This is a genomic window from Campylobacter rectus, assembly GCF_004803795.1.
Classification (GTDB): domain Bacteria; phylum Campylobacterota; class Campylobacteria; order Campylobacterales; family Campylobacteraceae; genus Campylobacter_A; species Campylobacter_A rectus.
In genome coordinates, this window is the sequence record NZ_CP012543.1 from 170,237 (window position 1) to 193,172 (window position 22,936).

Annotated in this window: 24 protein-coding genes; 13 read left to right on the forward strand and 11 right to left on the reverse strand. The window is 48.0% G+C overall.

What is annotated here, in order from left to right; translation table 11 throughout:
* Nucleotides 1-468 precede the first annotated feature (468 nt).
* The 3 genes from CRECT_RS00915 to CRECT_RS00925 all read left to right on the forward strand — a co-directional run bounded on the left by CRECT_RS00915 (nucleotide 469) and on the right by CRECT_RS00925 (nucleotide 3,025).
* Nucleotides 469-1,986: a phosphatase PAP2/dual specificity phosphatase family protein gene (locus CRECT_RS00915; RefSeq protein WP_039888226.1), complete on the forward strand. Its 1,518-nt coding sequence runs from the start codon at nucleotides 469-471 to the stop codon at nucleotides 1,984-1,986.
* Between the two features lie 186 nt (nucleotides 1,987-2,172).
* Nucleotides 2,173-2,625, forward strand: coding sequence for a hypothetical protein (locus CRECT_RS00920; RefSeq protein ID WP_004319795.1), 453 nt, complete (start codon nucleotides 2,173-2,175; stop codon nucleotides 2,623-2,625).
* A gap of 160 nt (nucleotides 2,626-2,785) precedes the next feature.
* The gene (locus CRECT_RS00925) at nucleotides 2,786-3,025 is read left to right on the forward strand and encodes a hypothetical protein (protein ID WP_039888231.1); all 240 of its coding nucleotides are present in this window, start codon (nucleotides 2,786-2,788) and stop codon (nucleotides 3,023-3,025) included.
* A 1,155-nt stretch (nucleotides 3,026-4,180) separates the two neighbouring features.
* Here the strand turns inward: CRECT_RS00925 and CRECT_RS12410 are convergent.
* The 7 genes from CRECT_RS12410 to CRECT_RS00950 form a co-directional block, all read right to left on the reverse strand.
* Nucleotides 4,181-4,408, reverse strand: a complete 228-nt coding sequence (locus CRECT_RS12410; RefSeq protein WP_050771497.1) for a hypothetical protein — start codon at nucleotides 4,406-4,408, stop codon at nucleotides 4,181-4,183.
* Between the two features lie 14 nt (nucleotides 4,409-4,422).
* On the reverse strand, nucleotides 4,423-4,551 hold the full coding sequence (locus CRECT_RS12900; protein WP_257792183.1) for a hypothetical protein: 129 nt from the start codon (nucleotides 4,549-4,551) through the stop codon (nucleotides 4,423-4,425).
* Nucleotides 4,538-4,663 carry an alpha/beta hydrolase fold domain-containing protein gene (locus CRECT_RS12415; protein ID WP_227932326.1) on the reverse strand — a complete coding sequence of 42 codons (126 nt, stop codon included), beginning with the start codon at nucleotides 4,661-4,663 and terminating at the stop codon, nucleotides 4,538-4,540. The genes CRECT_RS12900 and CRECT_RS12415 overlap by 14 nt, the downstream gene beginning before the upstream one ends.
* A 367-nt stretch (nucleotides 4,664-5,030) precedes the next feature.
* Nucleotides 5,031-5,432 carry a DUF805 domain-containing protein gene (locus CRECT_RS00935; protein WP_039888233.1) on the reverse strand — a complete coding sequence of 134 codons (402 nt, stop codon included), beginning with the start codon at nucleotides 5,430-5,432 and terminating at the stop codon, nucleotides 5,031-5,033.
* 172 nt (nucleotides 5,433-5,604) lie between these two features.
* Nucleotides 5,605-6,390 (reverse strand): UDP-N-acetylmuramate dehydrogenase, encoded by a 786-nt coding sequence (locus CRECT_RS00940; protein ID WP_004319783.1) that lies wholly within the window; start codon nucleotides 6,388-6,390, stop codon nucleotides 5,605-5,607.
* The gene (gene fliQ, locus CRECT_RS00945) at nucleotides 6,387-6,653 is read right to left on the reverse strand and encodes a flagellar biosynthesis protein FliQ (RefSeq protein ID WP_002953589.1); all 267 of its coding nucleotides are present in this window, start codon (nucleotides 6,651-6,653) and stop codon (nucleotides 6,387-6,389) included. Before fliQ ends, CRECT_RS00940 begins: the two co-directional genes overlap by 4 nt.
* Nucleotides 6,653-7,519, reverse strand: coding sequence for a menaquinone biosynthesis family protein (locus CRECT_RS00950; RefSeq protein WP_171992760.1), 867 nt, complete (start codon nucleotides 7,517-7,519; stop codon nucleotides 6,653-6,655). Before CRECT_RS00950 ends, fliQ begins: the two co-directional genes overlap by 1 nt.
* Nucleotides 7,520-7,633: 114 nt before the next feature.
* Here CRECT_RS00950 and CRECT_RS00955 point away from each other — a divergent pair, with 114 nt between their 5' ends.
* The 5 genes from CRECT_RS00955 (at nucleotide 7,634) to CRECT_RS00975 (ending at nucleotide 12,176) form a co-directional block, all read left to right on the forward strand.
* Nucleotides 7,634-8,728 carry a DNA adenine methylase gene (locus CRECT_RS00955; protein WP_124850399.1) on the forward strand — a complete coding sequence of 365 codons (1,095 nt, stop codon included), beginning with the start codon at nucleotides 7,634-7,636 and terminating at the stop codon, nucleotides 8,726-8,728.
* A 107-nt stretch (nucleotides 8,729-8,835) separates the two neighbouring features.
* Nucleotides 8,836-9,873 (forward strand): recombinase RecA, encoded by a 1,038-nt coding sequence (gene recA, locus CRECT_RS00960; protein ID WP_004319686.1) that lies wholly within the window; start codon nucleotides 8,836-8,838, stop codon nucleotides 9,871-9,873.
* 13 nt (nucleotides 9,874-9,886) lie between these two features.
* Nucleotides 9,887-11,137 carry a phosphopyruvate hydratase gene (gene eno / locus CRECT_RS00965; RefSeq protein ID WP_004319704.1) on the forward strand — a complete coding sequence of 417 codons (1,251 nt, stop codon included), beginning with the start codon at nucleotides 9,887-9,889 and terminating at the stop codon, nucleotides 11,135-11,137.
* Nucleotides 11,134-11,400 (forward strand): FtsB family cell division protein, encoded by a 267-nt coding sequence (locus CRECT_RS00970; RefSeq protein WP_004319746.1) that lies wholly within the window; start codon nucleotides 11,134-11,136, stop codon nucleotides 11,398-11,400. The genes eno and CRECT_RS00970 overlap by 4 nt, the downstream gene beginning before the upstream one ends.
* 35 nt (nucleotides 11,401-11,435) lie before the next feature.
* On the forward strand, nucleotides 11,436-12,176 hold the full coding sequence (locus CRECT_RS00975; protein WP_039888234.1) for an AMIN domain-containing protein: 741 nt from the start codon (nucleotides 11,436-11,438) through the stop codon (nucleotides 12,174-12,176).
* Nucleotides 12,177-12,225: 49 nt separating this feature from the next.
* Here CRECT_RS00975 and CRECT_RS00980 read toward each other — a convergent pair whose 3' ends face one another.
* On the reverse strand, nucleotides 12,226-12,381 hold the full coding sequence (locus tag CRECT_RS00980; RefSeq protein WP_004319687.1) for a hypothetical protein: 156 nt from the start codon (nucleotides 12,379-12,381) through the stop codon (nucleotides 12,226-12,228).
* 236 nt (nucleotides 12,382-12,617) lie between these two features.
* Entirely contained in the window at nucleotides 12,618-13,436 is an 819-nt protein-coding gene (locus tag CRECT_RS00985) for a hypothetical protein (RefSeq protein ID WP_004319757.1), read from the reverse strand.
* 464 nt (nucleotides 13,437-13,900) lie between these two features.
* Between CRECT_RS00985 and CRECT_RS00990 the strand changes: the two genes are divergently transcribed.
* The 3 genes from CRECT_RS00990 to CRECT_RS01000 all read left to right on the forward strand — a co-directional run bounded on the left by CRECT_RS00990 (nucleotide 13,901) and on the right by CRECT_RS01000 (nucleotide 17,395).
* Complete coding sequence (locus tag CRECT_RS00990) at nucleotides 13,901-15,271, forward strand: GntP family permease (RefSeq protein WP_004319778.1); 1,371 nt, start codon at nucleotides 13,901-13,903, stop codon at nucleotides 15,269-15,271.
* Between the two features lie 550 nt (nucleotides 15,272-15,821).
* Nucleotides 15,822-16,964 carry a glycerate kinase family protein gene (locus tag CRECT_RS00995; protein ID WP_004319731.1) on the forward strand — a complete coding sequence of 381 codons (1,143 nt, stop codon included), beginning with the start codon at nucleotides 15,822-15,824 and terminating at the stop codon, nucleotides 16,962-16,964.
* 215 nt (nucleotides 16,965-17,179) lie between these two features.
* Nucleotides 17,180-17,395: a hypothetical protein gene (locus tag CRECT_RS01000; protein ID WP_039888235.1), complete on the forward strand. Its 216-nt coding sequence runs from the start codon at nucleotides 17,180-17,182 to the stop codon at nucleotides 17,393-17,395.
* Nucleotides 17,396-18,316: 921 nt separating this feature from the next.
* Here CRECT_RS01000 and CRECT_RS01005 read toward each other — a convergent pair.
* Nucleotides 18,317-18,886 carry a YceI family protein gene (locus CRECT_RS01005; protein ID WP_004319680.1) on the reverse strand — a complete coding sequence of 190 codons (570 nt, stop codon included), beginning with the start codon at nucleotides 18,884-18,886 and terminating at the stop codon, nucleotides 18,317-18,319.
* A 1,473-nt stretch (nucleotides 18,887-20,359) separates the two neighbouring features.
* A complete protein-coding gene (menA, locus tag CRECT_RS12420; protein ID WP_232501111.1) occupies nucleotides 20,360-20,815 on the reverse strand; it encodes a 1,4-dihydroxy-2-naphthoate octaprenyltransferase in 456 nt (151 codons plus the stop codon).
* 285 nt (nucleotides 20,816-21,100) lie between these two features.
* Here menA and dba point away from each other — a divergent pair, with 285 nt between their 5' ends.
* Nucleotides 21,101-21,268, forward strand: coding sequence for a disulfide bond formation protein Dba (gene dba / locus CRECT_RS01015; protein WP_004319779.1), 168 nt, complete (start codon nucleotides 21,101-21,103; stop codon nucleotides 21,266-21,268).
* Between the two features lie 11 nt (nucleotides 21,269-21,279).
* Complete coding sequence (gene dsbI, locus CRECT_RS01020) at nucleotides 21,280-22,794, forward strand: disulfide bond formation protein DsbI (protein ID WP_004319693.1); 1,515 nt, start codon at nucleotides 21,280-21,282, stop codon at nucleotides 22,792-22,794.
* Nucleotides 22,795-22,936 lie beyond the last annotated feature (142 nt).

Genomic DNA, 22,936 nt, shown 5'->3' on the forward strand with positions numbered 1-22,936 from the left:
AGCGCGGTCGCACCCCTTGAACGTGCAGTGGGGTTGGAGAGGGCTTCTGCGTCGCTGCGCTAGCAGCTGCAAGCAGGAAGGGAGAGGGTCTGCCTTCGGCAGTTGCGAGTGCGTAGCACGACGCAAAGGAAGGCGACGCTTCGTAAGTAGTACCCCCTTCCTCTCCCGAAGAAAAGAGAAAGGCGGATACAAAAGGGAGCTCTTTTGCTTCAGCTACGCTTCGCAACTGCTGGCAGAGCGTAATTTAAGCCCCCACCCCCTTTACAACAAAGTAAAAAACAACCTTAAACGGTTGTTTTTACGAAAAGAATCTAACTAAATTTGACTAATTCAAATTTAGCACCTTAAAGGTGCGGGTATCGGCAAGTAAAATTTACAAATTTACGTCAAGCGAGCGATCTCGGAACCGATTAAGCCGTAAAAGCGCAAATCCGCTAAAATTTGATAGAATTAGCAAAAAAGGCAAAAATGAAAACAAAACCGTTTTTATCGCAGCTTATCGCGCTAGTCGTAGTTGCCGCGATATTTTACGCTAGCTACGGCGCCACGAACGCCCTCTCCGCCGCCCGCGCAAACGTGCTCGAGATTTATTTCGCGTGGGAGCGCGCGCTACCGTTTTGGGCGTGGAGCATCGTGCCGTATTGGTCGCTAAATTTGCTCTACGCGCTTGGATTTTTCCTCTGCCGTGACGCCGGGGAGCTCGCGCGCTACGTTATACAGCTGCTAGTCGCTCAGATGATCGCGACGCTGTTTTTTATCGCTTTTCCTCTGCAAATGTCGTGGGACAAGCCCGCAGTTTCGGGCTTTAGCGGCTTTTTGTTCTCGAGCCTTGCCGCCTTTGACCTCCCGTTTAATCAAGCCCCATCGCTGCACATCATACTTTGCGTCGTCGTGGGCGCATTTTACCTTCGCAAGGCGCGCGCGGTTTGGCTTAAAGCGGCGCTTGCGGCGTGGTTTGCGCTCATCGGCCTTAGCGTGCTGACCACGTATCAGCACCATTTTATCGACATTCCGACGGGGCTGGCTGCGGGCTGCCTTGTGCTCCTGATTCGCCCGCTAGAGGGCGCGCCGCTTAGTTTTGCCATAGCTAGGGAGGCCGCGCGCTACAAATGGGCGGCGCTATATCTGGGACTCGCGTTTTTGACGCTTTTTGCGGCGATCGTGGGAGCTAAAATTTGGGGCGCGTGGATACTGTGGCTATCGTGGGCGAGCCTTAGTTTCGCGCTGGTTGCTTGCGGTTACGCGTTTTTTGGTGCGGGAGTTTTTGCTAAAAACGGGCAAGGCCGTCACGCCGCCGCGGCTAAAGCTTTGCTTCTTCCCTATCTTTGCGTAGCGCGGCTAAATGCGCTTTTTTGGCTGCGCGGACGCTGGCTTTCAGACGAGATTTTGCCAGGGCTGTATCTGGGCTCGGTTAAGCAGGCGGGTAAATTTGACGCGGTGCTAGACTGTGCGGCCGAGTTTGAGCGGCCTGGCGGCGCGCAAATTTACGCGAGCCTACCTATGCTAGATATGATAACGCCGAGCGTAGACGAGCTAAAACGCGGCGCGGACGAGCTTGAGCGACTTGTGAAAATGGCTTTTAGCAGCGGCGAAAATTTATTACAAAGTGTGGCAAAGTTAGGATCAAATTTTAGCGCCGAAGCAAACGGCTACGCGAACGAGCAAAATTTGAAATTTCACAGGCAAGCGGGCTCGCGGGTAAATTTGCAAACGTGCGGCGCGGCAAACAAAAGCAAGATCGCCGAGATGGAGCAAACTCTTGCAAACTCAAACGAACGAGTTGCCGAAGCAAACGATAAAAAGGTGCTGGTCTGCTGCGCGCTGGGCTACGGCAGGAGCGCGTCGGTGCTGCTTGCTTGGCTAGTGATTTACGAGGGACTGGGCTTTGACGAGGCGCTAAATTTGCTAAAATCTCGCCGCGAAAAGATCGCAGTCTCTAGCTCGCTGCGTGAGCTGATAGAGCAGATGGCCGTCCGCACCAGCTAAATTTGAAAGCGGAGTAAAGACCGGCAAATTTAAGCGCGAAATAGACGCAGGCTAAATTTGATCAAGTCCGGTTTGAGGGATCAAATTTAAAAAATCTGCAGGCTGGAAACAAGCGGCATGGCAAAATTCTCGGCGAAAACAAACGGGAATTTAACCAAAGGCAAACGCCCAAAATAAGGAGGGAAAATGACGAATGCGGAGCAAAGCAAAATAGCGGCGCAAGGTGGGGAGCGAGAATGCCGCCAAAGGACGGATGATAGAGCCTTGGCGCTGGTTGCGGCTAGACTTTTAGCGACGCATAGGCTATTTTTCTTGTTAAATTTGCTCCAGCTAGCCGTCTGCCTTACGATTTTTACGAATTTTGCCGTGATTTCGGGCTTTTTAGCGGCTTTTGCGGGGCTATTTTATCTGCACGTTAGGCTGCATTTTGATACGCTGATTTTTAGAGATTTTGCGGAGGGGAGGCTGGGGTGCGGTAAATTTGACGCGGCGCTTACGGAGCTAAATTTGGCTAGCAAGCCGCCTAAAATCCGCGATATGAAAAGTCGCTGCGCGGGAGCTTTGCGGCTATATAAACTAACGGCCGCGCTTACTATCGTTGTCGCCGCTGCGGCTTTGGCGGGTTGTTATCCGAGTTAAATTTGCGGATGGTTTAAGCGGCTACGAAATATCAAGAGTCGTGCAGCCGTTTTGGCAAATTTAACCGTTTTTCGTTGTCGGCAATTTTTTAGCGGAGTTTTGGCGACTGAAGTAGAAATTTGTGCGCTTGTTTTTGACGATATGAAGCCTTTGCACGACTTTGGCGAGCATTTTTAGGTATTTACGGGCAAATTTAGCAGTCAAATTTGATGTGCCAAAAAGCTCGAAATTTGCAAGCAAATACCGCAAAAATAGCACGCGAGACAAATTTGCTAGCAGACTTCGCGGCTACGCTCTAAATCTATGCGGACAGGGTTTGCTTGTGGCGCGCTTCTTCTTTGTCGGGCGAATTTGCGAGCCGCCTAAAGACGTTTTCGACGCGTTTTTCGGCCTTGCTTAAATTGTTTTTGCGTTTGATTTTGCTAAGCATAGGCACAAAAAATCAAAACAAATGCAAAATACGAGCAAAATCTCGGCGCAGGTCGAGTAAAGGCTAAAAAACCTCTCGCCGCCAGCGCCGTAACAGGCCCGCAAAGTAACTTCAGAATCGCTAGACGAAAAATAAAACGTAAAAATTCGTCTTTTTGGTTTGCGATCGGCAAAAATGCAAAAAGCGCGCATATAAGAGCGCTCTAGCGTCAAACGGTACTAAAAGCTCCGCTGAGGCGCTCCAAACGGAATCAAAAACGAGATTTTGCCGATAAAACCGACAGCTTGGCGACGAAGTCGAGGTTTTTGGCGGCGCAACTGCAATCGGATCTAAAGCAAAGCGAGCAAAACGCGATGTAAAAGAATAAATGCAGGCAAGTGCGGCGGGAGTAAGATTAAAATTAGGATTTTAGAGATAAAGACGGGCGGCAAATTTTATAAAAGCGTAAAATTTCGCCGTAGTGCTGAAAACAAAGTATCTAGGCGCGATACAAAAAACGCAAATTGCCGCCAAGTCCCGTTTCGCTAATTTCGTTCTTTTTGGGATTATGGCTTATTCGGGCGGGAACGTCCGTTAAATTTGACCTACGGCGATTTTCGTCGCGGCTATCGCAAGATGTAAATCAAAAAGCAAGGTCGCGGCGTTTGCGCTATGAATTTATAAAAAGAGCCGGAGCTAGGCGGTATAAAGACGGCTAAATTTGTTTTGCGAAACGGTAAATTTGCGCTTTAATCGCAAGCTAAATTTGTATCGCGTCGGCGCCGTAAAAGCAAATTTGACGAGCTTATAAAACGTAAATTTACCGGTCCTGGCCGTATGCCCGAGAAAACTAACAAGTATGCAAAGTAAAATTTGAAAACGTAAATTTTGCCCGCAAGGCTCGCAGGTCTGCTAAATTTGCTGAAATTTACTTAAATTTAGAGCGAAATTTTACCCTTTCCCTTTCAAATTTTTATCTAAAAATCGGACAAAATATCCGAGACTTGCTTCTGCGCCTACTGCGGTTCGCCGCGATCGGCGCCCTTTACGACGATGAGTTTCGAGTCTGCGCTCTTTTGCGATAAAACTTTGCGCATAAGCTCTGATTGGTTGGGCAAGACGCGTTTGCCTGGTCGCCGACCATGATCAAAACGGCGGAGCGGCGGCCAAGACGTAGTTGATCGGGTTGGCTTTGGCGGTTCGTTCGGGGTATTTTAGCGCGTCACCGCTCGTGCGCGAGTTCGTCGCTATGCCGTTTAGCCATAGCACCTCGGGAGCGGATGCAGAGTAGTGTTCTTCTTCGAGCTCTTTGGCGTAGCCGTGCCCGATTTTAGCGAGATCGGAGAGGCCGTAGATATCGATAACCGCGAGCACGTCGCTACTCTGGCCTAGATTTTGCTTTGGTCAAATTCCTTGACGCCGTTTGTCGCGCCCGTCATCGCAGCCGGGTATCCGCCTGCGAAATCGCCTATGACGGCGATCTTTGCGGGAGGGGGTCGATGCCTATCTATCCGCATTTGTTCGCAAAAATCTTACCGCAGATTTTACGTCGATGAGCGGATCCGGGAATTTAACCTCCGGAGCCGTGCGGTACTTTATGGCTGCGACTATGTAGCCCGCCTGAGCTATATCTGCGCGAGGTTGGAGAAATTTGTTTTATTTGACGAGATGAAACCTCCGCCCGGCGCGAAAAGCACCGCAGGCAACGGCTCTTTGACCACGGGCTTTATCGCGTCCATTTCTAGCGCTTTGTTTTTGTAGCCGTAGATAGGCGGGCGTAGACGAGGTTTGAGATGAGCTCGGCTCGCAGGACGGCGACGTCGATAACCTGCGCGTTTTGCGATCTTTTAGGCCTTGCGCACCCAGAGACGACATGCTACCGTAGCTAGCGCCAGGACTGCCGATTTTTATGTTTTCTCTTTTTTAGAGTATCACGACCTCGGTTTTTAGCTCTATGCTGAATTTTTCCAAAACGCGCTCGCGAACGGATACCTCGTTATTCTCCTGTTGTTTGATGATTATTTAAATTACTTTCGGGAATAGGGTCTTCGCCGAAATTATTCGTTCCTACCGTACCGCGCATAACAAACCATATAATTAAAACAATTGGACCAATGATTGGAATAAAAAAGAGCAGCACCCACCAACCGCTTTTATTTAGGTCGTGCAGTCTTCTAACGCAGACTGCAAGGTTGGGTAATAAAAAGGCTAAAGCTACAAGCGTAGAAACAAGCTCTGATTTTTCGTATATGGTTGATGCACTTATGTCTATGCAAATCGCAACTATATCTATCAGAAAATTAAAGACTCCAAACCACCAGTACTCCGATCTAGATGCTCTGCCTTCAAACTTTGCGTAGCCGCTAAGGCAACTTTTTACCGATTCGGTGAAAGTCATTGTTTTATCCTTTATTTTAAAAAAACCTCTATTGTATAAAAATAAATAGAAATATTTGCTTAAGAATAAACATTTTACGGGTTAAACGAAGCAGAAATTTAGGTGTGCTTAATTTAATCAAAAACCGTTTTTAGTTAAATGATGTTTTTGTAATATTCTAGTAAGTCTAGGTCTAGAGTATCACGACCTCGGTTTTTAGCTCGGTGCCAAACTGCTCCAAAACGCGCTCGCGGGCCAAATTTATGAGCCCGGTCACGTCCGCAAAGGTCGCGGCGTTAAAATTTACGATGAAATTTGCGTGCTGCTGGCTAAATTTAGCCCCGCCTATCGCGTAGCCTTTAAGTCCCACTGCTTCGATCAGTCTGCCCGCGTAGTCGCCTGGCGGATTTACGAAACAGCTGCCAAAGCTAGCGCCCTTTGGTTGATTTGCGCGTTTAGCGGCAAAATCGGCGGCGAGCGCTGCGTCGAATTCGCGCGAGATTTTAAACTCGGCGCCGAAAATCGGCCCCTCGATCCCGCTTTTGCGGTAGCTAAAATTTATCCTCTCACGCTCTACCCGGCCGCGTCCCAGCCGCACGGCGAGCAGATCATCGCTGATACTAACGCCGCAAAGCCCTGCGTTCATTTTTATTAGCCCGCCTAGCGTGCCGGGGATATTTTGCAAAAACTCAAATCCGCCGATATTGTGCTTTTTGGTGAAGTTATAAATTTTGCCCGACTTCGTCGCAGCGCCGATACCAAGCACGTCGCCGCTTAAATTTATATAATCAAACGCTCCGCCTAGCATCATCATCGCGGGCGGATTTGGCGAGACTAGTAGGTTGTTCGCGCCGCCTATCATCATGCGCCCGGCAAATCCCGGCTTTAGCACGTCCTCTATGCTCTCTAGTACCGCCACCTCGTGCACACCGCCCACTCGCACCGAGCTAAATTTAGAAAAGTCTATAAGCTGCGTCATTGCACGAAATTCGGGATAAACTCTATCATACGCGTCGTGAAATCGACCATCATCGAGACCATCCACGGCATCAAAAATATAATCACGACGACGACGAGGATGATCTTTGGCACGAAGCTTAGCGTCATCTCGTTTATCTGCGTCGTAGCCTGGAATATACTGATGATAAGGCCCGCCGACAGGCCCGCCAGCAGCATCGGGAAGCTTAGATAAAGCGCGATCTTAAAGGTTTCGATACCGAGTTCTATGAGCGTTGATTGCATTAGCTAAACCTTATATCGTTGTACTCGGCAGGTACGAGGTAGTTTTTGGCATCGATAGGCAGCGGATAAAATCCGCGCTCATAACCGAGCGCAAAGAGCCTATTTACCGCCTTTAGCTGCGTTTCGTTCATCGAGACGGAGCTGTCGTTTGCGTAGAGATTTAGGTAGGTTTTTAGCTTTTCTTTATCGACGCGGATGAGATTTCTCTCTATTAGCATGTGCGACAAAAAGGGCTTATGCGCGGTGGCGATACGCACACCCTCCGTTAGCACGCGCTCGCACTCTATGGCATCCGTTATCGGTAGGCTGCGGCGAACCGCCATACCGCCCAGCGGCAGCGGCAGATTTTCGCCCGCTAGCTCGCTCCAGATATCCCAGATCTCGCGCTCCACGCAAAGCTCGTCCGAAAAGTCCAAAATACTCTCATGTATCAGAACGCCCGCGTCCACTTCGCCGCTCAAGACCGCGCTCTCGATTTCGAGGAAGTTTTTATAAACTATGCGTGCCTGCGGGTATGCAATGCGAAAAAGCAGGGCGTTTGTCGTGTGTTTGCCGCTGAGCGCGACCTTGAAATTTCGCTTTAAAACCGCGCCCTTTTTCTTAACTAGCTTTGGGCCGTAGCCCTCGCCGAAGCTCACCGCCGTGCGCAAAAGCGCGTATTCGTCGCAGATGAGCGGATATAGCGCGAAGCTAATCGCCGTGGCCTCATACGTGCCCTTTAGCGCCTCGTCGTTTAGCGTCTGGATATCAAGCGCGGCGGCGCTAAATTTTAGATTTTTGGAGCTCACCCAACCGAAATCAATCGCCTTATACATAAAAATATCGTCCGCATCCGGCGAGTGGGCGACGTTTATATGCTTAAAAATCTTCAAATTTTATCCTTTTTGCTCCGCTTTAAATTTCGCGCGCGGCTAAATTGCGAAATTATAGTAAATTTTTGCTACAATCGCCATAAAAATGCGGAATTTATAAAGAAAAATATGGAAAATCAGGCGTATTTAAAAGAGCAAATTTTAACTTATCTAGGCAACAAACGCTCGCTTTTAGGCTTCATCGAACAAGGCGTAAATATCGCAAAACACGCGCTTGGCAAAGAAAAACTAAGCTGCTGCGACCTTTTTAGCGGTAGCGGCATCGTGTCGCGGTTTTTAAAATCCCACGCAAATTTCATCGTCGCAAACGACCTGGAGCTTTATAGCCGCGTAACAAATGAATGCTACCTCGCAAATGCGGACGCGGAGTTTAAAAAAGAGCTTGATTTTTGGCATGAAAAATTAACTCGCCAAATCGGCTCAAATTTGCAGGAAGGCTTTATCTGCGAGCTTTACGCGCCAAAAGACGAAGCAAATATCTCAGCCCAAGACCGCGTCTTTTACACGAAAAAAAACGCCGCCTATATAGACACCGCGCGCCAGATGATCGAGGCGCTAGTGCCGCGGGATCTGCGCGTTTTTTTCGTCGCTCCGTTGCTGTATTCGGCTAGCGTGCACGCCAATACCAGCGGCATTTTTAAGGGCTTTCACAAAAACAAGGACGGCCTGGGGCAGTTTGGCGGACGCGGCAAACACGCGCTATCTCGCATCACGGCAGATATCAGCCTGCTTAAGCCCGTTTTTTCAAATTTTAACGTCAAATTTGATGTGCAAAGGCGAGACGCAAATGAGCTTGCCGCCGAGCTTCCGCCGCTTGATCTGGTCTATCTTGATCCGCCTTATAACCAGCACCCCTACGGCTCGAACTACTTTATGTTAAATTTGATCGCTAGCTACGAGCGTCCGAGCGAAATCTCGCGGGTTTCTGGTATCGCTAGGGGCTGGAACCGCTCGGTTTTTAATCAAAAATCAGCCGCCGCGCCGGCATTTTTCGAGCTAATCTCAAAGCTAAAAGCTAAATTCGTGCTCATCTCGTTTAACTCCGAGGGCTTCATCGCGCGCGAGGAATTTAGCGAAAATTTAGCAAGGCTGGGCGAAGTGCAAATTTTGGAGAAAAAATACAACGCCTTTCGCGGTAGCAGAAATCTAGCCAGTCGTCCGACGCACGTGAGCGAGCTGCTTTACGTTTTAAAAAAGGCGTAAATTTGGAGCAAATTTGGCCGCGCTCAAACCCGTCTCAAATTTGCGCGAATAATCAAAAATTCATCTCAAATTTGATAAAATCAGACGAATTTATTTTAAGGTGAATTATGGAAGCGGATAAGAAAAAAGCGCTTGATCTCGCGCTAAAACAGATCGATAAGGTATTTGGCAAAGGCTCTATCGTGCGTCTTGGCGATGTGGAGATAGAGCCCATAGATGCGGTATCTACGGGCTCACTCGGACTTGACTTGGCTCTTGGCGTCGGCGGCATACCAAAAGGCAGGATAATTGAAATCTATGGCCCGGAGAGCTCGGGAAAGACGACGCTCACGCTTCATATCATCGCCGAGTGTCAAAAAGCGGGCGGAACGTGCGCATTCGTGGATGCCGAGCATGCGCTAGACGTCAAATACGCGTCAAATTTGGGCGTAGATACGGACAATCTCTATGTCAGCCAGCCGGACTTCGGCGAGCAGGCGCTTGAGATCGTGGAGAATTTAGCCAGAAGCGGCGCGATCGATCTTATCGTCGTAGATAGCGTCGCGGCGCTCACGCCAAAAAGCGAAATCGAGGGCGATATGGGCGATCAGCACGTAGGCCTGCAAGCGCGCCTGATGAGCCAAGCGCTGCGTAAGCTCGCGGGCGTCGTGCACAAGATGAACACGACCGTGATCTTTATCAACCAAATTCGTATGAAAATCGGCGCGATGGGTTACGGCACTCCTGAAACGACGACCGGCGGCAACGCGCTTAAATTTTACGCTTCAGTGCGCCTAGACGTGCGAAAAATCGCTACGCTAAAGCAAAACGACGAGCCTATCGGCAACCGCACGAAGGTCAAAGTCGTGAAAAACAAGGTCGCGCCCCCATTTAAAGTAGCGGAATTTGATATAATGTTCGGCGAGGGAGTGAGCCACGAAGGCGAGATCATCGACTATGGCGTAAGCCTTGATATCGTGGATAAAAGCGGTGCATGGTTTAGCTACAAAGAGACGAAACTAGGGCAGGGCAAGGAAAATTCTAAAGCGTTTTTAAAAGAACATCCCGAAATAGTATCTGAAATAGTTTCAGCGATAAAGAGCTCGATGGGTATTGAACATATTATCAATAATGCAGGCAAAGATACCGAAGAAGATAACGACTAATGAAGGATAAGAAATGGTATTTATAGAAGACGTAACCGCGATAGAGGTGCTAGATAGCCGCGGCAACCCGACGGTGAAAGCAACCGTGGCTCTAAGCGACGGCACCGTAGCAAGCGCGATAGTCCCAAGCGGCGCAAGCACGGGCAAACGCGAGGCGCTGGAGCTTCGCGATAAAGACGAAAGATACTGCGGCAAGGGCGTGCTAAAGGCGGTAGAAAACGTAAATTCGCAGATCGCCGAAGCCGTGATCGGACTGGATGCGTTTGATCAAAAGGCGCTTGATGACGAAATGAGAGAGCTTGACGGCACCGATAACTACTCAAATTTGGGCGCAAATGCGGTGCTTGGCGTATCTATGGCGGTAGCGCGCGCGGCGGCTAAAAGCCTTGACGTGCCTTTGTATCGCTACCTTGGCGGCGCAAACGCTAGCGTACTGCCCGTGCCGATGTTTAATATCATTAACGGCGGCGCGCACGCGAACAATAGCGTGGATTTTCAAGAATTTATGATTATGCCGTTTGGATTTGATAAATTTAGCGATGCTTTGCGAGTGGCGACTGAAATTTACCACACGCTAAAAGGCCTTCTAAACGCGGCCGGTCACAGCACGGCCGTGGGCGACGAGGGCGGATTTGCGCCGAATTTAAACGATAACGAAGAGCCGATCAAACTCATCATGCAAGCTATCGAAAAAGCGGGCTACAAGGCAGGCGAGCAGATCAAACTAGCCCTAGATGTCGCAGCTAGCGAGCTGTACGAAAACGGCAAATACAAGCTAGAGGGCAAGGAATTTAGCAGCGAAGAGCTGATAGAGCGATACGCGCAGCTTTGCGAGAAGTACCCGATATTTTCGATCGAAGACGGCCTAAGCGAGGACGACTGGGCGGGCTGGGCGAAGCTAACGAGCAGGCTTGGCTCCAAAGTGCAACTCGTGGGCGACGATCTATTTGTAACGAACGAGAAAATTTTACGCGAAGGCATCGCCAAAGGCGTAGGCAACGCGATCCTAATAAAACCAAATCAAATCGGCACGGTTAGCCAAACTATGCAGACGATCCGTCTAGCTCAGCGCAAAGGCTACCGCTGCGTGATGAGCCACAGAAGCGGCGAGAGCGAGGATAGCTTTATCGCGGACTTCGCCGTCGCGATGAATACGGGCCAAATCAAAACGGGCGCGACCTCAAGAAGTGAACGCAACGCCAAATACAACCGCCTGCTTGAGATCGAGCGCGAGACGGACGAGTTTTTGGGAAATCAAATTTGAGCGAAGCCTTAGACGAACGCGTTGAGAAAAAGCCGTTTGATCTTAGGCTTTTTTTTAGATTTGCACTTATCACGCTTTGCGTGGTGTGTTTTGGCATTTACGTGGGCAATATAATCTTCGGCAAGCGCTCGTTAGACGTGATGCTAAGCCTGCAAGAGCAAAAAGTCCAGTTAAAGTGCGACGTCGAAACGCTCAAAAAACAAAACGCCCAGCTGCAAAAGGCGTATTTCGAGCTAAAAGAGCTTGAGCCCGGCGATGAATAAGTTAAATCGGATAAATTTTAAAAAACGGGGGAGTTATGAAAATAGGTAAAATTTGGCTTTTGGCGCTGGTTTGCGGGCTGGCTTTGGGCAGAGAAAATCCTTTCGCGCCGTCAAGCGACATAAACGCAAGTATGGCTAGTAGCAACGTCGTGGAAAATTTGCCGCCTTTTGAGAAGCAAAATTTCAAATTTCCCGCCGACTCTAGAAACTTCATCTCCGTCACGCTAAAATACAAAAGCATCGACGGCAGCATCAAGGAAAAGACCGTTGATATAAACAAAAGCATCTCGTGGCAGGACGAGTTTTCGATAGACAAGATCGCCGTCCCCGTAGTCGCACCAAAGTCCGACGTCTCGGTCACTAAAGAGGAGCCAAAAGCCGTAGAGAGCGCCGCGCCAAAGCCTACCGAGCTCAATATGACCGCGCAAGAGCCGCTAAAAGATATCGTCATAAAGCCGCTTGAAAAGACGGGGCCTCAAAAGCAAATCACCTATAAGCAGACGAAATTCGAGATATATCCGATGCAAATAAAAATCTTCACGACCGACGAAAAGCTAAAGGACTACTCGATAAGCAAAGGCACCAAAGTCGTGATCGACTTTGCCTCGCAAACGGACGCCAATACGAGAAAAGACGAGCTTGACTGCGGCGCGTTCAAAACGGCGCTTTTTGGTTCGCACGGTAAATTTTACCGCGTAGTTTTCGATCTTGACGGCAGCTACAAACACGCGATCGAAAAGACGCAGGACGGGTATTTGCTAAAGCTATCGAGGTAAATTTGCTTTTTGCGCGCCTATTTTTCGGCGTGCAAATTTAGCCTGATATTTACTTGCGGCGAGGGTTAAATTTGAGCCTTTGCCGCTCTTGTTTTTTAAATTCGGCTTTTAAATTTAGCCGAATTTGCCTTGATTTAAATTTCCCCGCATTTTCAAATCCCACGTTCCCAAATTCACTCAAATTTAACGAAGCAAAAAGGATCAAATTTGCACGCCTTGCTAAAAATATTTAAAACAGTTTTATACGCCGCTTTGTTTTTAGGACTTTATCTTTTGGCGGATAAGTACGGCTTGTTTGCTAAATTTGTCAATTAAATTTATCGACTCGGCTTTGCCAAATAAATTTCGAGTCGAGAGTTGGATGTTAAATTTAATCGTCTGCTTGTGGCGTTTCTTGAGTCTTTTGTAGCGAGCGTAATATTTTGCTCTTCTACTCTCATTTTACTCTCCTTTAAAGTAATTTTTAAATCTCGCATCAAAATTTAGTAACACGTATCCTATATTTAAATCCATTTTTGGAAAAGTGTTCATAACTAAAGAAATTCTTTTATCATCACATATATACTTTCCGCTATAGCCGCCAGCACTATAATCGGTTAACCTCTTAAACATAAAGTATCTCTGTTGAAAAGCAATAGTTTCATTTGTTTTATTGTCTATGATTCTCATTGTGTCCGAGTGAAAGTATTTAGAAGCGAACCGATTTAAATTTACCTTGTCATATAGGACGGCATAGTTCATCTTAGGCATCTTGTCTTTCGTAGTTATGATTTTATTTGAGTCGATTATTTTTATGATTCTAGCTCTGATATCATCATAGTGCGACGTCTTATCTCCCAGCTCTTGCTTGACCTCTTTTACTATTTTGTCGTATTCATCTTGATTTTTCTCGTAATGATATATGGCTACGTTTCCGTCGGGTAAATTTAAAGCCAAAGTTTTTAGATGAATGCCGTCAAGATAATTATTCATCATATTTTCTATATCTTGCTCGTTAAAGCCGTTAAAAACATTATCCTCAAAATAAATACTTTCAGGATATTCTACCGTCTCCTTTATAAAAGCTTTTGGAACGGTAGCGCAGTAATACACTCCAAGAATATTTGTAATGATGATGTCGTAGGTCGGGATCAAAAATAGCGCGGCCGCTACTATGCCTCTGATCCAAATTTTATTAGTGTATTTTACGGTGATGACCATCACTATGGCGCTAACCGCCATATAAGGAATAACGTAAAAAAGTAAGATTATCATGCCCATAGCGTATCCTTTTTAGTTGTCGGCAAAACAGAGACGGTACGTTTTGCCTCGCGCCTAAAATATGCGGGTCAATAAAACCCGCAACTGCTTTAAATTTGACCGCTTCGCATCTTTTGCAAATCATTGATAAAATAATAATGTCGTAAGGCTTAAGGCGGAGTTAAATTTGAACTTCGGGAAGTGCTAGCCGTTAAATATGACGCTTGTCTCACGATTTTGAATATCGTAAATTTAACCTCGCAAGTTATTTTTTGTGATAAATTTGCTCCAAATTTGAACCTAAATTCAAAACAAAATTTAACCGCGGCAAAGCTGTCCGCACATTTACCGCAAAAGTAATCAGTCGTCAAATTCGGCCTTTGCTATATAAAATGAAACTAAAATTTCAAATCTAGTTTAGATATTTTAAAAACAAATTTCGGTAATATTGCTCTAAGCAAAAATTTTATCCGAAAGGAGCTGTTATGAGCGGTATTGCTCTCATCGTCTGCTTCGTCGTCGCGGTCGCTATTATGATCGTGCTGATTTCTAAGTTCGGGGTTCACCCCTTTATAGCGATTATGCTCGTCTCGCTCGCTCTAGCCATCGTCGCGGGCATCGACCTGGTCAAGGTTCCCGCGATCATCGGAGAGGGATTTAGCGGGATATTTAAAAGCATAGGCATCGTCATCATCCTGGGCGCGCTCATCGGTATGGCGCTGGAAAAGACGGGCGCGGCGCTAAAGCTGGCCGATATGGTCGTGCGATGCGTAGGCGACAAGCGCCCCGAGCTAGCCATGCTCATCATGGGTTGGATCGTGGGTATCCCGGTCTTTTGCGATAGCGGCTTTGTGGTGCTAGATCCGATCCGCCGCGCGATAAAGGAAAAGATCGGCGCCAACCCCGTAGCTATGGCTGTCGCGCTCTCTTGTGGCCTATACACCTCGCACGTATTTATACCGCCGACTCCGGGTCCGATAGCGGCCGCCGGACTCGTGGGCGTGGGGCACAACTTGCTGCTAGTCATCGCCGTGGGCGCGGTAGTTTCGATACCGGTTCTCATCGCGGGCTATCTTTTTGCCAAAACTATCGGCGCAAAAGTGAGCCTAAAAGAGGATCTAACGGAGGTCGGCAAGAGCTACGACGAGATCATCAAAGAGCACGGCAAGCTGCCTTGCGCGTTTTTGAGCTTGGCGCCTATTTTTATGCCGATTTTGCTGATGGCTCTAGGTTCGGTCGTCTCGATACTAAAGCTAAAAGGTATGTTTGCGAATTTCTTTTTATTTATGGGCAACCCGATCATCGCGCTCGGCGTGGGCGTACTATTTGCCGTTATTTTGCTGGCTCAAACGGGCAAGCTGGGCGAATTTAACCTTATGACCAACGAAACGCTAAAGATCGTGGGACCGATCCTTTTCATCACGGCTGCGGGCGGGGTGCTTGGCAACGTCATTGCCAAAGCGGGATTCGTCGAGTTTATGAAAGCAAATGCCCACCTCATCGGCACCGTGGGCATATTTTTCCCGTTTGTTATCTCTGCTATCATCAAGACCGCTCAGGGCAGCTCGACTGTGGCGCTTACGACGACGGCATCTATCATGGGGCTTTTCACCGATAGCAGCTCGATGATGAGCGCGCTCGGGCTCGCGAGCGAGATGGGCGCGGCACTAACGGTAATGGCGATAGCTGCGGGCGCGATGACGGTTTCGCACGCTAACGACAGCTATTTCTGGGTCGTTACGAACTTTAGCAAGATGTCGCCCGATCAGGGCTACAAGACCCAGACGATGCTTACCTTTATAATGGGCATCGTAGGCATGGCTACGGTTTGGGTGGCGTCGCTGATTTTATTGTAAATTTGACGGCAGATTTGGGTCAATTTTGCTCTTGTAGTGCGATAGAATGGTAAATTTTAGCTTTAAGCTTTTCTTTTTTCTTGGGTGGCGGAAGGGGATTCTACTTACGAAGCGTCGCCTTCCTTTGCGTCGTGCTACGCACTCGCAACTGCTAGATGCAGACCCGCCCCCGTCTGCTTGCAGCTGCTAGCGCAGCGACGCAGAAACCCCCACCATCCCCACTGCACGTTCAAGGGGTGCGATAGCGCTATCGCGCAGCACGTTTTTAAATTTGTAATGAAGCCAAATTCGGCTCGCGATTTTAAACTAAATTTGATAAAATCAGACCGTAAAATTTAAGGTGAAGTATTTTTTCTTTTTACTTCGCGCAAGCGCTCGTAACGCTCTGCTTGCAGTAGCGAACGCAGTGAAGCTAAACTTTGCTACGAGGAGACGAGGTGGAAATGAGCCGAGCGAGGGCGCATACAAGTAGTATGTAACCGAGCTTCGGCGAAATTTCTAACGAAGTATAAAGGAAAAAGACGAACCGCTAACAAAAAAGGAAAAACAGATGAAAATACTAATAGCAATCGACTCATTTAAGGGCTCTCTCAGCTCCCTCGAAGCCGGCAACGCCGTAAAAGAGGGTATCGAAGCTTTGGCCGGCGAGACCAGCGAGGTAACGGTTAAGCCTATCGCAGACGGCGGCGAGGGTAGCGTGGAGGCGCTAGCGGATGCGCTAGAGGGCGAATTTATCGACGTCATCGTGCAAAATCCTCTCGGCGAAAAGATCCCTGCCAGATACGCGCTAGCAGGCGAGCTGGGTATCCTGGAGATGGCGTCTTCCAGCGGGCTCATGCTAGTAGAAAAAGAGCGCCGAAACCCGATGAAAACGAGCACTTACGGCTTTGGGCAGATGATTTTACATGCGATCGGCAAGGGCGCGCGTAAATTTATCGTGGGCATCGGTGGCAGCGCGACGAATGACGCGGGCACGGGTATGCTAAGCGCGCTGGGATACGAGTTTTTTGACGAAAACGGCGAGTTGCTTGAAGGCAAAGGCGAAAATCTCATCAAAATCACCAAAATTTCAACCAAAAACGTAGCGCCAGAGCTCAAAGAGTGCGAGTTTCTCATCGCTTGCGACGTGGATAACCCGCTCTTTGGCAAAAACGGCGCGGCCTACGTCTACGGCCCGCAAAAGGGCGCGGACGAGCAGATGGTAAAGGATCTGGACGCCGGGCTCATTAGCTTTGCGAGTGCGACGAGCGAGCACTTTTCAAGCGAATTTTGGAACTTTAAGGGCGCGGGCGCGGCAGGCGGGCTGGGGTACGGGTTCGTTAGCTACCTAAACGCCAAACTAAAGCCCGGCATCGACATCATCATGGAGGAGATCGGCATCGAAGAGGATATAAAAAACGCCGATCTAATCATCACCGGCGAGGGGCGACTGGACTTTCAAAGCTCGATGGGCAAGACCCCGACCGGAGTAGCGAAGATCGCCAAAAAATACGGCAAGCCCGTCATCGCGCTAGCAGGTAGCGTGACGCCGTGCGCCGGCAGCTGTAACGAAAACGGTATCGATGCGTTTTTTAGCGTATTAAACGAGCCCGTGAGCCTGGAGGAGGCGATGGAGAAGCAAACCGCGACGCGCAACCTAAAAATGACCGCCCAGCAGGCCTTGAGGCTATATTTGCTGGGACGCAAGGGGTAAATTTACGCTTTGTTATGACGGTTCGGCGGGCGAATTTGCCGACTTGCCCGCTTGACTTCGTTTTGCTTAGCCGCTCGGCGCGTTTTTGCGAGCTAGAGAGGATGCCTCGCGGGGTTTGCTCGTTTTTGTCTTGCCGCGATTTCCCTACCGATTCGGCGGATACGGCGATTTGGTAGGACGGATGAGTAAATCGTAAAATTACGCCGGCTATGTGAATGCGGCAGGCATTTGTGGGCTTTGATGCTTGGACGGTTAAATTTGACAAGATTCTCGGCGTCGTTTTCGGGCGGCTAAGGCGGCTTAAATTTACTCGGCCGCTTGACGCCGGTATCGACATTTGCCGGTCGCTTCAGACTTTTAGCGAGTCAGCGCTAGACGTGCTCGGTCCAGGCCTAGACGGTTTGGCGTCTTTTGCGGTTAGAGCGGTTTAAATTTGCCGGTCGTTTGATGCCGGTATCGACATTTGCCGGTCGCTTCAGACTTTTAGCGAGTCAGCGCTAGACGTGCTCGGTCCAGGCCTAGACGGTTTGGCGTCTTTTGCGGTTAGAGCGGTTTAAATTTGCCGGTCGTTTGTGGGGAATTGCGGCGCTTTAGGCGGATTTATATGTATGCTTTCGAGTCCGAGCTCGTTTTTGACGGCTAAATTTCTCTAGTTTTTTGATCAATTTAGCTTTTTCGAGGCTTGTCGGCCGATTCGGCGCTATTGCAAATTCGCTTAGCCCCGAAGTTTTGCGAAGTATTTTGAAATTTTTACTCGCGCGTCCGCCGCGTCCGCGATATTGCTTTATTTGCGCTTAAAATTTGTGCGGCATAAAGCCGAGGCTTTAAAATTTGTCTTTTCGGATTTAGAATTTGCGGGTAAAATTTGACGAAGCGAGACGGTCTTATCCGTGTTTTGAGTGCCGGATTTTACTTTATTCGGTTGCCAAACCCGCACCTTTGCGGTGCGATTTTTTGCATTTTACGGATTTTATTTAAATTCGGCGAGGCGCTTTGGCGCGCTTGTTGCTACGAGCTTGCAAATTTATTTCGCCAAAACGTCATAGTTTGAAATATTTTCGCTGTATTTTAACAAGCATAGGTATCAAATTTAGCTTAAATTTAAGCAAAGAGAATTTAAATAAACAATGCCCGTCAAATTTGACCTAGGTAGCAAGCTCGGTAAAATTTGCGGCGGAAAAATCCAAAATAAAATCAAATTTTGCGTTCGAGTTTTCGGCGGGCGGGTTTTGCGCCTATGACGTATGCTGTTTGGTTTATTAAATTTAATAAAACTCAAGAGCCGTTAGCCAAAATCGGTCAAATTTAACAAAAATGCAAGCCAAAGCCCGAGGAACGGGCTTATTTCGGGCTTATTTTTCTTTAGCTTCGACTTCGATCTCTAGCTCGACCTTGTCAGATAGCGCGGCCTCGGAGGTATCCATCCCGATCTCAAAGAGCTTGCGCCTAGTTTCGCCCTCTAGACTAAAGCCGATTTTTTCCTTGCCGCTTTGATCCGTCGTGAAGCCGCCAAGCTCGAATTTTAGCACCACGGGTTTAGTGATGCCGTGCATCGTGAGCGTGCCCACGACCTTGCCCTCGGTATCGCTTTCTTTTTCAAATTTGACCATTTTGTAGGTGATTTTGTCAAATTTCGCCGCATCGAAGAAATTGGCGCCTTGCAGGTGTGCGTCGCGTTTTTCGTTTTGCGTATTTATCGAGGCGGTCTGGATGGTGGCCTCGAGCGCTTTGAGTTCTTTGGCGTCCTTGTTGTAGTCGATCACGGCGTCAAATTTGCCGAAATTTCCGCTGACTTTTGATATGCTTAGGTGCTTGATTTTAAAGCCGACGTTGCTATGAACGGCGTCCGCCTCATAAACCGTAGCATTTGCAAAACTCGCTGCGAGCGCTGCGGCTAGCGAAAATTTGATTAAATTTTTCATTTTTTCTCCTTGTGATTTTTCGCAAGTTTATTTAAAAAAAGTAAATATATAGCTTTTTTGTAATATTTTAAACGAAATTTGAGTTTGGAGCGAGGATTTGGCCGATTTTGAGCCGTATTTATGGCGTGCGGTATGGCTTTGCTTATGCGGGCGGTGCAGAAGCGAGGGCGGGGTGCGGGGTTGGTTTCTGCGGATATGTCGCAAGCCAAGCTGTTTGCACGAAGGATCGGTGAAACCAGACTGCACCGTTTAAAACGCATCAAATTTAGCCAGATAAGCTAGATTTTAAATTTAAACGGACAAAATTTAGCTTGTTTATCAATTTTGCTCCTAAATGAAAACGTCTGGTTTGCAAGGTCGGTAAAGCGCGTCCGTTATCGCGGAGTCCGCTGCCTAGCTCGTTTTTGCTTGCGAAAATGACAAGATGAGTTTTTGCGTTCGGGAAAGTCGGCTCTACCGGCATGCGTAAATTTGACAAAATCACAAAAATGCGGAATTTTCGGCAAAATTTGCTCAAATTTTCGCTTCAAAACGCTACTTTGGATTTTAAATTCGGGTATTTTTTGCCAACTTTTACTTTTGCGCGCCTTAAAATCCGCAAGCGTTTGGGTTGCTATCCGCCAACGATATGCATAAAAAGGAGGTAAATTTGCATAATCTCGAGTTTTGATTTTCGGCATGTCGATGACAAAATTTGCTTAGACTGTTTTATCTTTTAAGCAAAATTTAAAATTTGATACAATAAATTCGACGGTATTTTTTATGCTTCGCTTTTTGCAAAAATAGCGTTTAAAAATCGGCGATAAATTTGCAACACCGCTTGAGGACGCGGTTAAATTTCAAATATAAGTTTCTTAAATTTAGCGTTCGTATGCAAGTCGTATGTTAAAATTCGCTAAATTAAAGCGGAATTTCGCTTGCTAATTTTCCGCGCGAGTCAGGGCTGTTTTCGTAAAGGCTTTTCCTAAAGTCCGTGACGCGGCCGTAAAATTTGTAAATTTAAAGCTCAAATTTTTAAAATTTACGAGCGACTTTGGCTTGGGACGATTTGCGCACGCAAACGCCTCGCAGATCAAACAACGCTTGCTCGCCCAAATCCGCACATACAAAACGGTAAAATCGCCGTCAAGCCGAATTTAGCCTAAAATTTCCCCGACGAAAAACAGCGCCGACATCGCAAACGTGCTGAGCGCCACGACCTTTAGCCGCCCGTCGAAATCGCGACACTCTCGCACTCGTAAGACGGAAAATAGGTGCCAAGTAAGCGGCGCAAAGCTCGCTATGTAAAGTAATTTTTTGCCCGGCTCGCCGCGCAAAAACGAGTAGCAGAGCATTAGCCCCGCTCCGCCCGCGATCAGTGCGAAGTGATAGCGCTTAGCCGGCGCAGTCCGATACGCACGAGGATCGTGCGCTTACCCTTGAGCGCGTCGTTTTGGATATCGCGCATGTTGTTGAGATTTAGCACCGCGGTGCTTAGCATCCTGCACGCGCATGCCGGCAGCAGCAGTGCCGCATCGAGCGAGCACGCGTATAAAAATACGAGCCCGGCATGCTCAAAAGTCCGAAAAACAAAAACACGAAAATGTCGCCAAGCCCCAGGTATCCGTATGCGTCGGCGCCCACGGCGTAGCGGATCGCTGCGTATATCGATGCGCCGTCCAGCGCCAAAACGCTTAGCGCGAGGCTGCAAGGCGAAAGCAGCGCCGTAGCGACGATGACGCGCTTCATCTCGGCGGCACTCATCTGTCCCGTTTGGATAGCGCGACGCGGCCCTAGTCTGCCATCGTCGTCGGTGCCCTTTACCGCGTCGCCGTAGTCGTTGGCGTAGTCGCTTAGTACCTGAAACGGCAGCGTCGTAAGCAGCGCCAGCGCGAAAATATCCGCTCTAAACGCGCCTGTGTCCCAAACTGCGCCGCTACCGAGTATCACGCCAGAAATGCTAAGCAGTAGCGATCTAAAGCGAGCGGATGCATAAAGAGCTTTTGCGGTTATTATTTTGCCTTTTTTGATTTTTGGCGCCGAATTTTACGGCAAATTTGAGCTCAAATTTAGCGCCTGAATGCAAAAAATAATATAAATTTGACGCTAGTTTGGGGCTTGGAGTATTTGTCATTTGCGGCTTTGCTAAGATGATTTAAATTATAAAATTAATAATTATTTTAAGTTTTTTTGGGATAAAATTAACCTCGTAAATATTACCGATAAGGAGAAAAGATGGAATTCTTACAGCTTTTATTAGTTTTGGTGGCCGTGATAATCATCATAGCCAAACCGCAAAAAGAAAAGATCGCATTCGGTTTGGTCGTGGTTGCATGGCTGTTTATGGCGTATCTGTATGTAGGGCACAAGTCGGGCAATCTGCTCACGGCGATAAACCTATAAGGAGCCGCGGTATGAACGAAATCAAAAAAGCAAAATTTTTCTATGCACTTATGTGCTTGGCGGGATTTTTGATCATCCTTTTGCCGGTAGGTATAGCAAACCTGATTTTCGGCTACGTGCTAAAAGATAGCCCGTGCACGTTGTGCTGGGGGCAGCGCGAGGCTATGATTTTTATCGGCGTGATGGCTCTTTTTATCGTTAGATACGGGCTAAAGGCTAAATACTTAGCTATGCTGCTAGTGATGACTGGATTTGGACTATGGCAGTCCTTTGCGCACTTCGGTATCCACGCGCACAGAGATCTCGATCAGGGCTTTGGGCTCGCGGTTTTCGGTATCCATACTTATTTTTGGGCAGAGGTGGTGTTTTGGGCGGTGGTAGTGCTGCTTGGGGCTATATTTTTCTTTGCGCCCAAATTTAGCGCGCTTGAAGAGGAGATGGGCGGCGATACGATTAGAAAATTCGGCTCTTTTACTCGCGCGGCCTTTATCGTTTGCGCATTTATAATCGCCTCAAACGTATTTCAAGCTTTCGTTAGCACGGGCATCCCGCCTTATTACGGACAGGGCGATCCGGTGCGCTTTACGCTTGATCCGAAATACATCATCTGGGACGATAGCGGCTATAAAAATCACTGGAAAAGGGTGTCGTTTTTGGGCAAAAGAGACGTCGCCGCGCCTGATTACGCCTTTGCTCCGGCTGGAGAGAAGCTAGGTGTGAAATTTGACAACGACCCGACCAACGCTCCTTTGGCGGTCGATGAAAATCTAAGCATCGCCTCAAAGAACGATATAAGCTTTGCTAAGCCTATAAATTCTCTTGATTTCATAAACGGCGAATTCGTCGCTAGCTCGAAGTGGGAAGTGTTTTTCATGGATGAAAATTTTAAAGTTACGAGCGATTTTGAGATCGATCCGTACTTTTCGGCGACGGTCGATCCGATCATCGGCGTGATCCCGTTTATGGGCGATAAATACATGCTCATGGGCTCAAACAAGACGCTTTTGAGATTTGCCAAAAACCCTAACGCGGACGAAGCGCTTCAATACGCCGATTTCGTGCGCGGTAACGATAAATTTGAAGGGCAGGGCAAAGGGCTCGGGCGCAGCAGGATCGACACCGTCAGAGCTAAATTTCACCACGTAGCAAGCATCGCTACCGACGGGACGTACTGCTACCTAGCCACCGTGCCTAACAACAAAGACGCGCAAAAGTTCGTCATCTCTAAAATTTTATTGAGCGACCGCACGCTTTCGGGCGAATTTACGCCAAAAGCCGCGCTCAAAGAGGGCAAGAGCCTAGGCGATCTTTACGTCACGTCGATGACTTATAAAGACGGCTTTCTCTACGCGCTTAGCAAAAATCACAACGTTATCGCGATCATCAATCCAAAAACCGAGGAGATCGTAAAGACGCTTGCTTATCCGAGCGAGATAACAAACGCTAGAAGCATATTCTTTAAAGACGGAGCGATGAATATTTTATCCTATCAGGACGGCAAAAATACGCTTTATCGGCTAAACTAAATTTGGTTGTAAATTTAAGCATTTCGGAGCGATTTTTATACGACGGGTCGCTCCGTCGCCGTTATAAATTTAACTCAAACTCCCTAACTTGCGGGCTATTATTATGACGCAAACCGCCTGGCCAAAAATATCCCAGTAGCCT

Bases quoted from the DNA above. Each gene is read 5' to 3' on its own strand.
- dba (WP_004319779.1), top strand. From the start codon at position 21,101: ATGGAATTCTTACAGCTTTTATTAGTTTTGGTGGCCGTGATAATCATC.
- CRECT_RS00975 (WP_039888234.1), top strand. From the start codon at position 11,436: ATGAAAATAGGTAAAATTTGGCTTTTGGCGCTGGTTTGCGGGCTGGCT.
- CRECT_RS12900 (WP_257792183.1), bottom strand. From the start codon at position 4,551: ATGCGGATAGATAGGCATCGACCCCCTCCCGCAAAGATCGCCGTCATA.
- CRECT_RS01000 (WP_039888235.1), top strand. From the start codon at position 17,180: ATGCGGCAGGCATTTGTGGGCTTTGATGCTTGGACGGTTAAATTTGAC.
- CRECT_RS00920 (WP_004319795.1), top strand. From the start codon at position 2,173: ATGACGAATGCGGAGCAAAGCAAAATAGCGGCGCAAGGTGGGGAGCGA.
- CRECT_RS00955 (WP_124850399.1), top strand. From the start codon at position 7,634: ATGGAAAATCAGGCGTATTTAAAAGAGCAAATTTTAACTTATCTAGGC.
- CRECT_RS00990 (WP_004319778.1), top strand. From the start codon at position 13,901: ATGAGCGGTATTGCTCTCATCGTCTGCTTCGTCGTCGCGGTCGCTATT.
- fliQ (WP_002953589.1), bottom strand. From the start codon at position 6,653: ATGCAATCAACGCTCATAGAACTCGGTATCGAAACCTTTAAGATCGCG.
- recA (WP_004319686.1), top strand. From the start codon at position 8,836: ATGGAAGCGGATAAGAAAAAAGCGCTTGATCTCGCGCTAAAACAGATC.
- dsbI (WP_004319693.1), top strand. From the start codon at position 21,280: ATGAACGAAATCAAAAAAGCAAAATTTTTCTATGCACTTATGTGCTTG.
- CRECT_RS00995 (WP_004319731.1), top strand. From the start codon at position 15,822: ATGAAAATACTAATAGCAATCGACTCATTTAAGGGCTCTCTCAGCTCC.
- CRECT_RS00915 (WP_039888226.1), top strand. From the start codon at position 469: ATGAAAACAAAACCGTTTTTATCGCAGCTTATCGCGCTAGTCGTAGTT.
- CRECT_RS00985 (WP_004319757.1), bottom strand. From the start codon at position 13,436: ATGGGCATGATAATCTTACTTTTTTACGTTATTCCTTATATGGCGGTT.
- eno (WP_004319704.1), top strand. From the start codon at position 9,887: ATGGTATTTATAGAAGACGTAACCGCGATAGAGGTGCTAGATAGCCGC.
- CRECT_RS00935 (WP_039888233.1), bottom strand. From the start codon at position 5,432: ATGACTTTCACCGAATCGGTAAAAAGTTGCCTTAGCGGCTACGCAAAG.
- CRECT_RS00940 (WP_004319783.1), bottom strand. From the start codon at position 6,390: ATGACGCAGCTTATAGACTTTTCTAAATTTAGCTCGGTGCGAGTGGGC.
- CRECT_RS01005 (WP_004319680.1), bottom strand. From the start codon at position 18,886: ATGAAAAATTTAATCAAATTTTCGCTAGCCGCAGCGCTCGCAGCGAGT.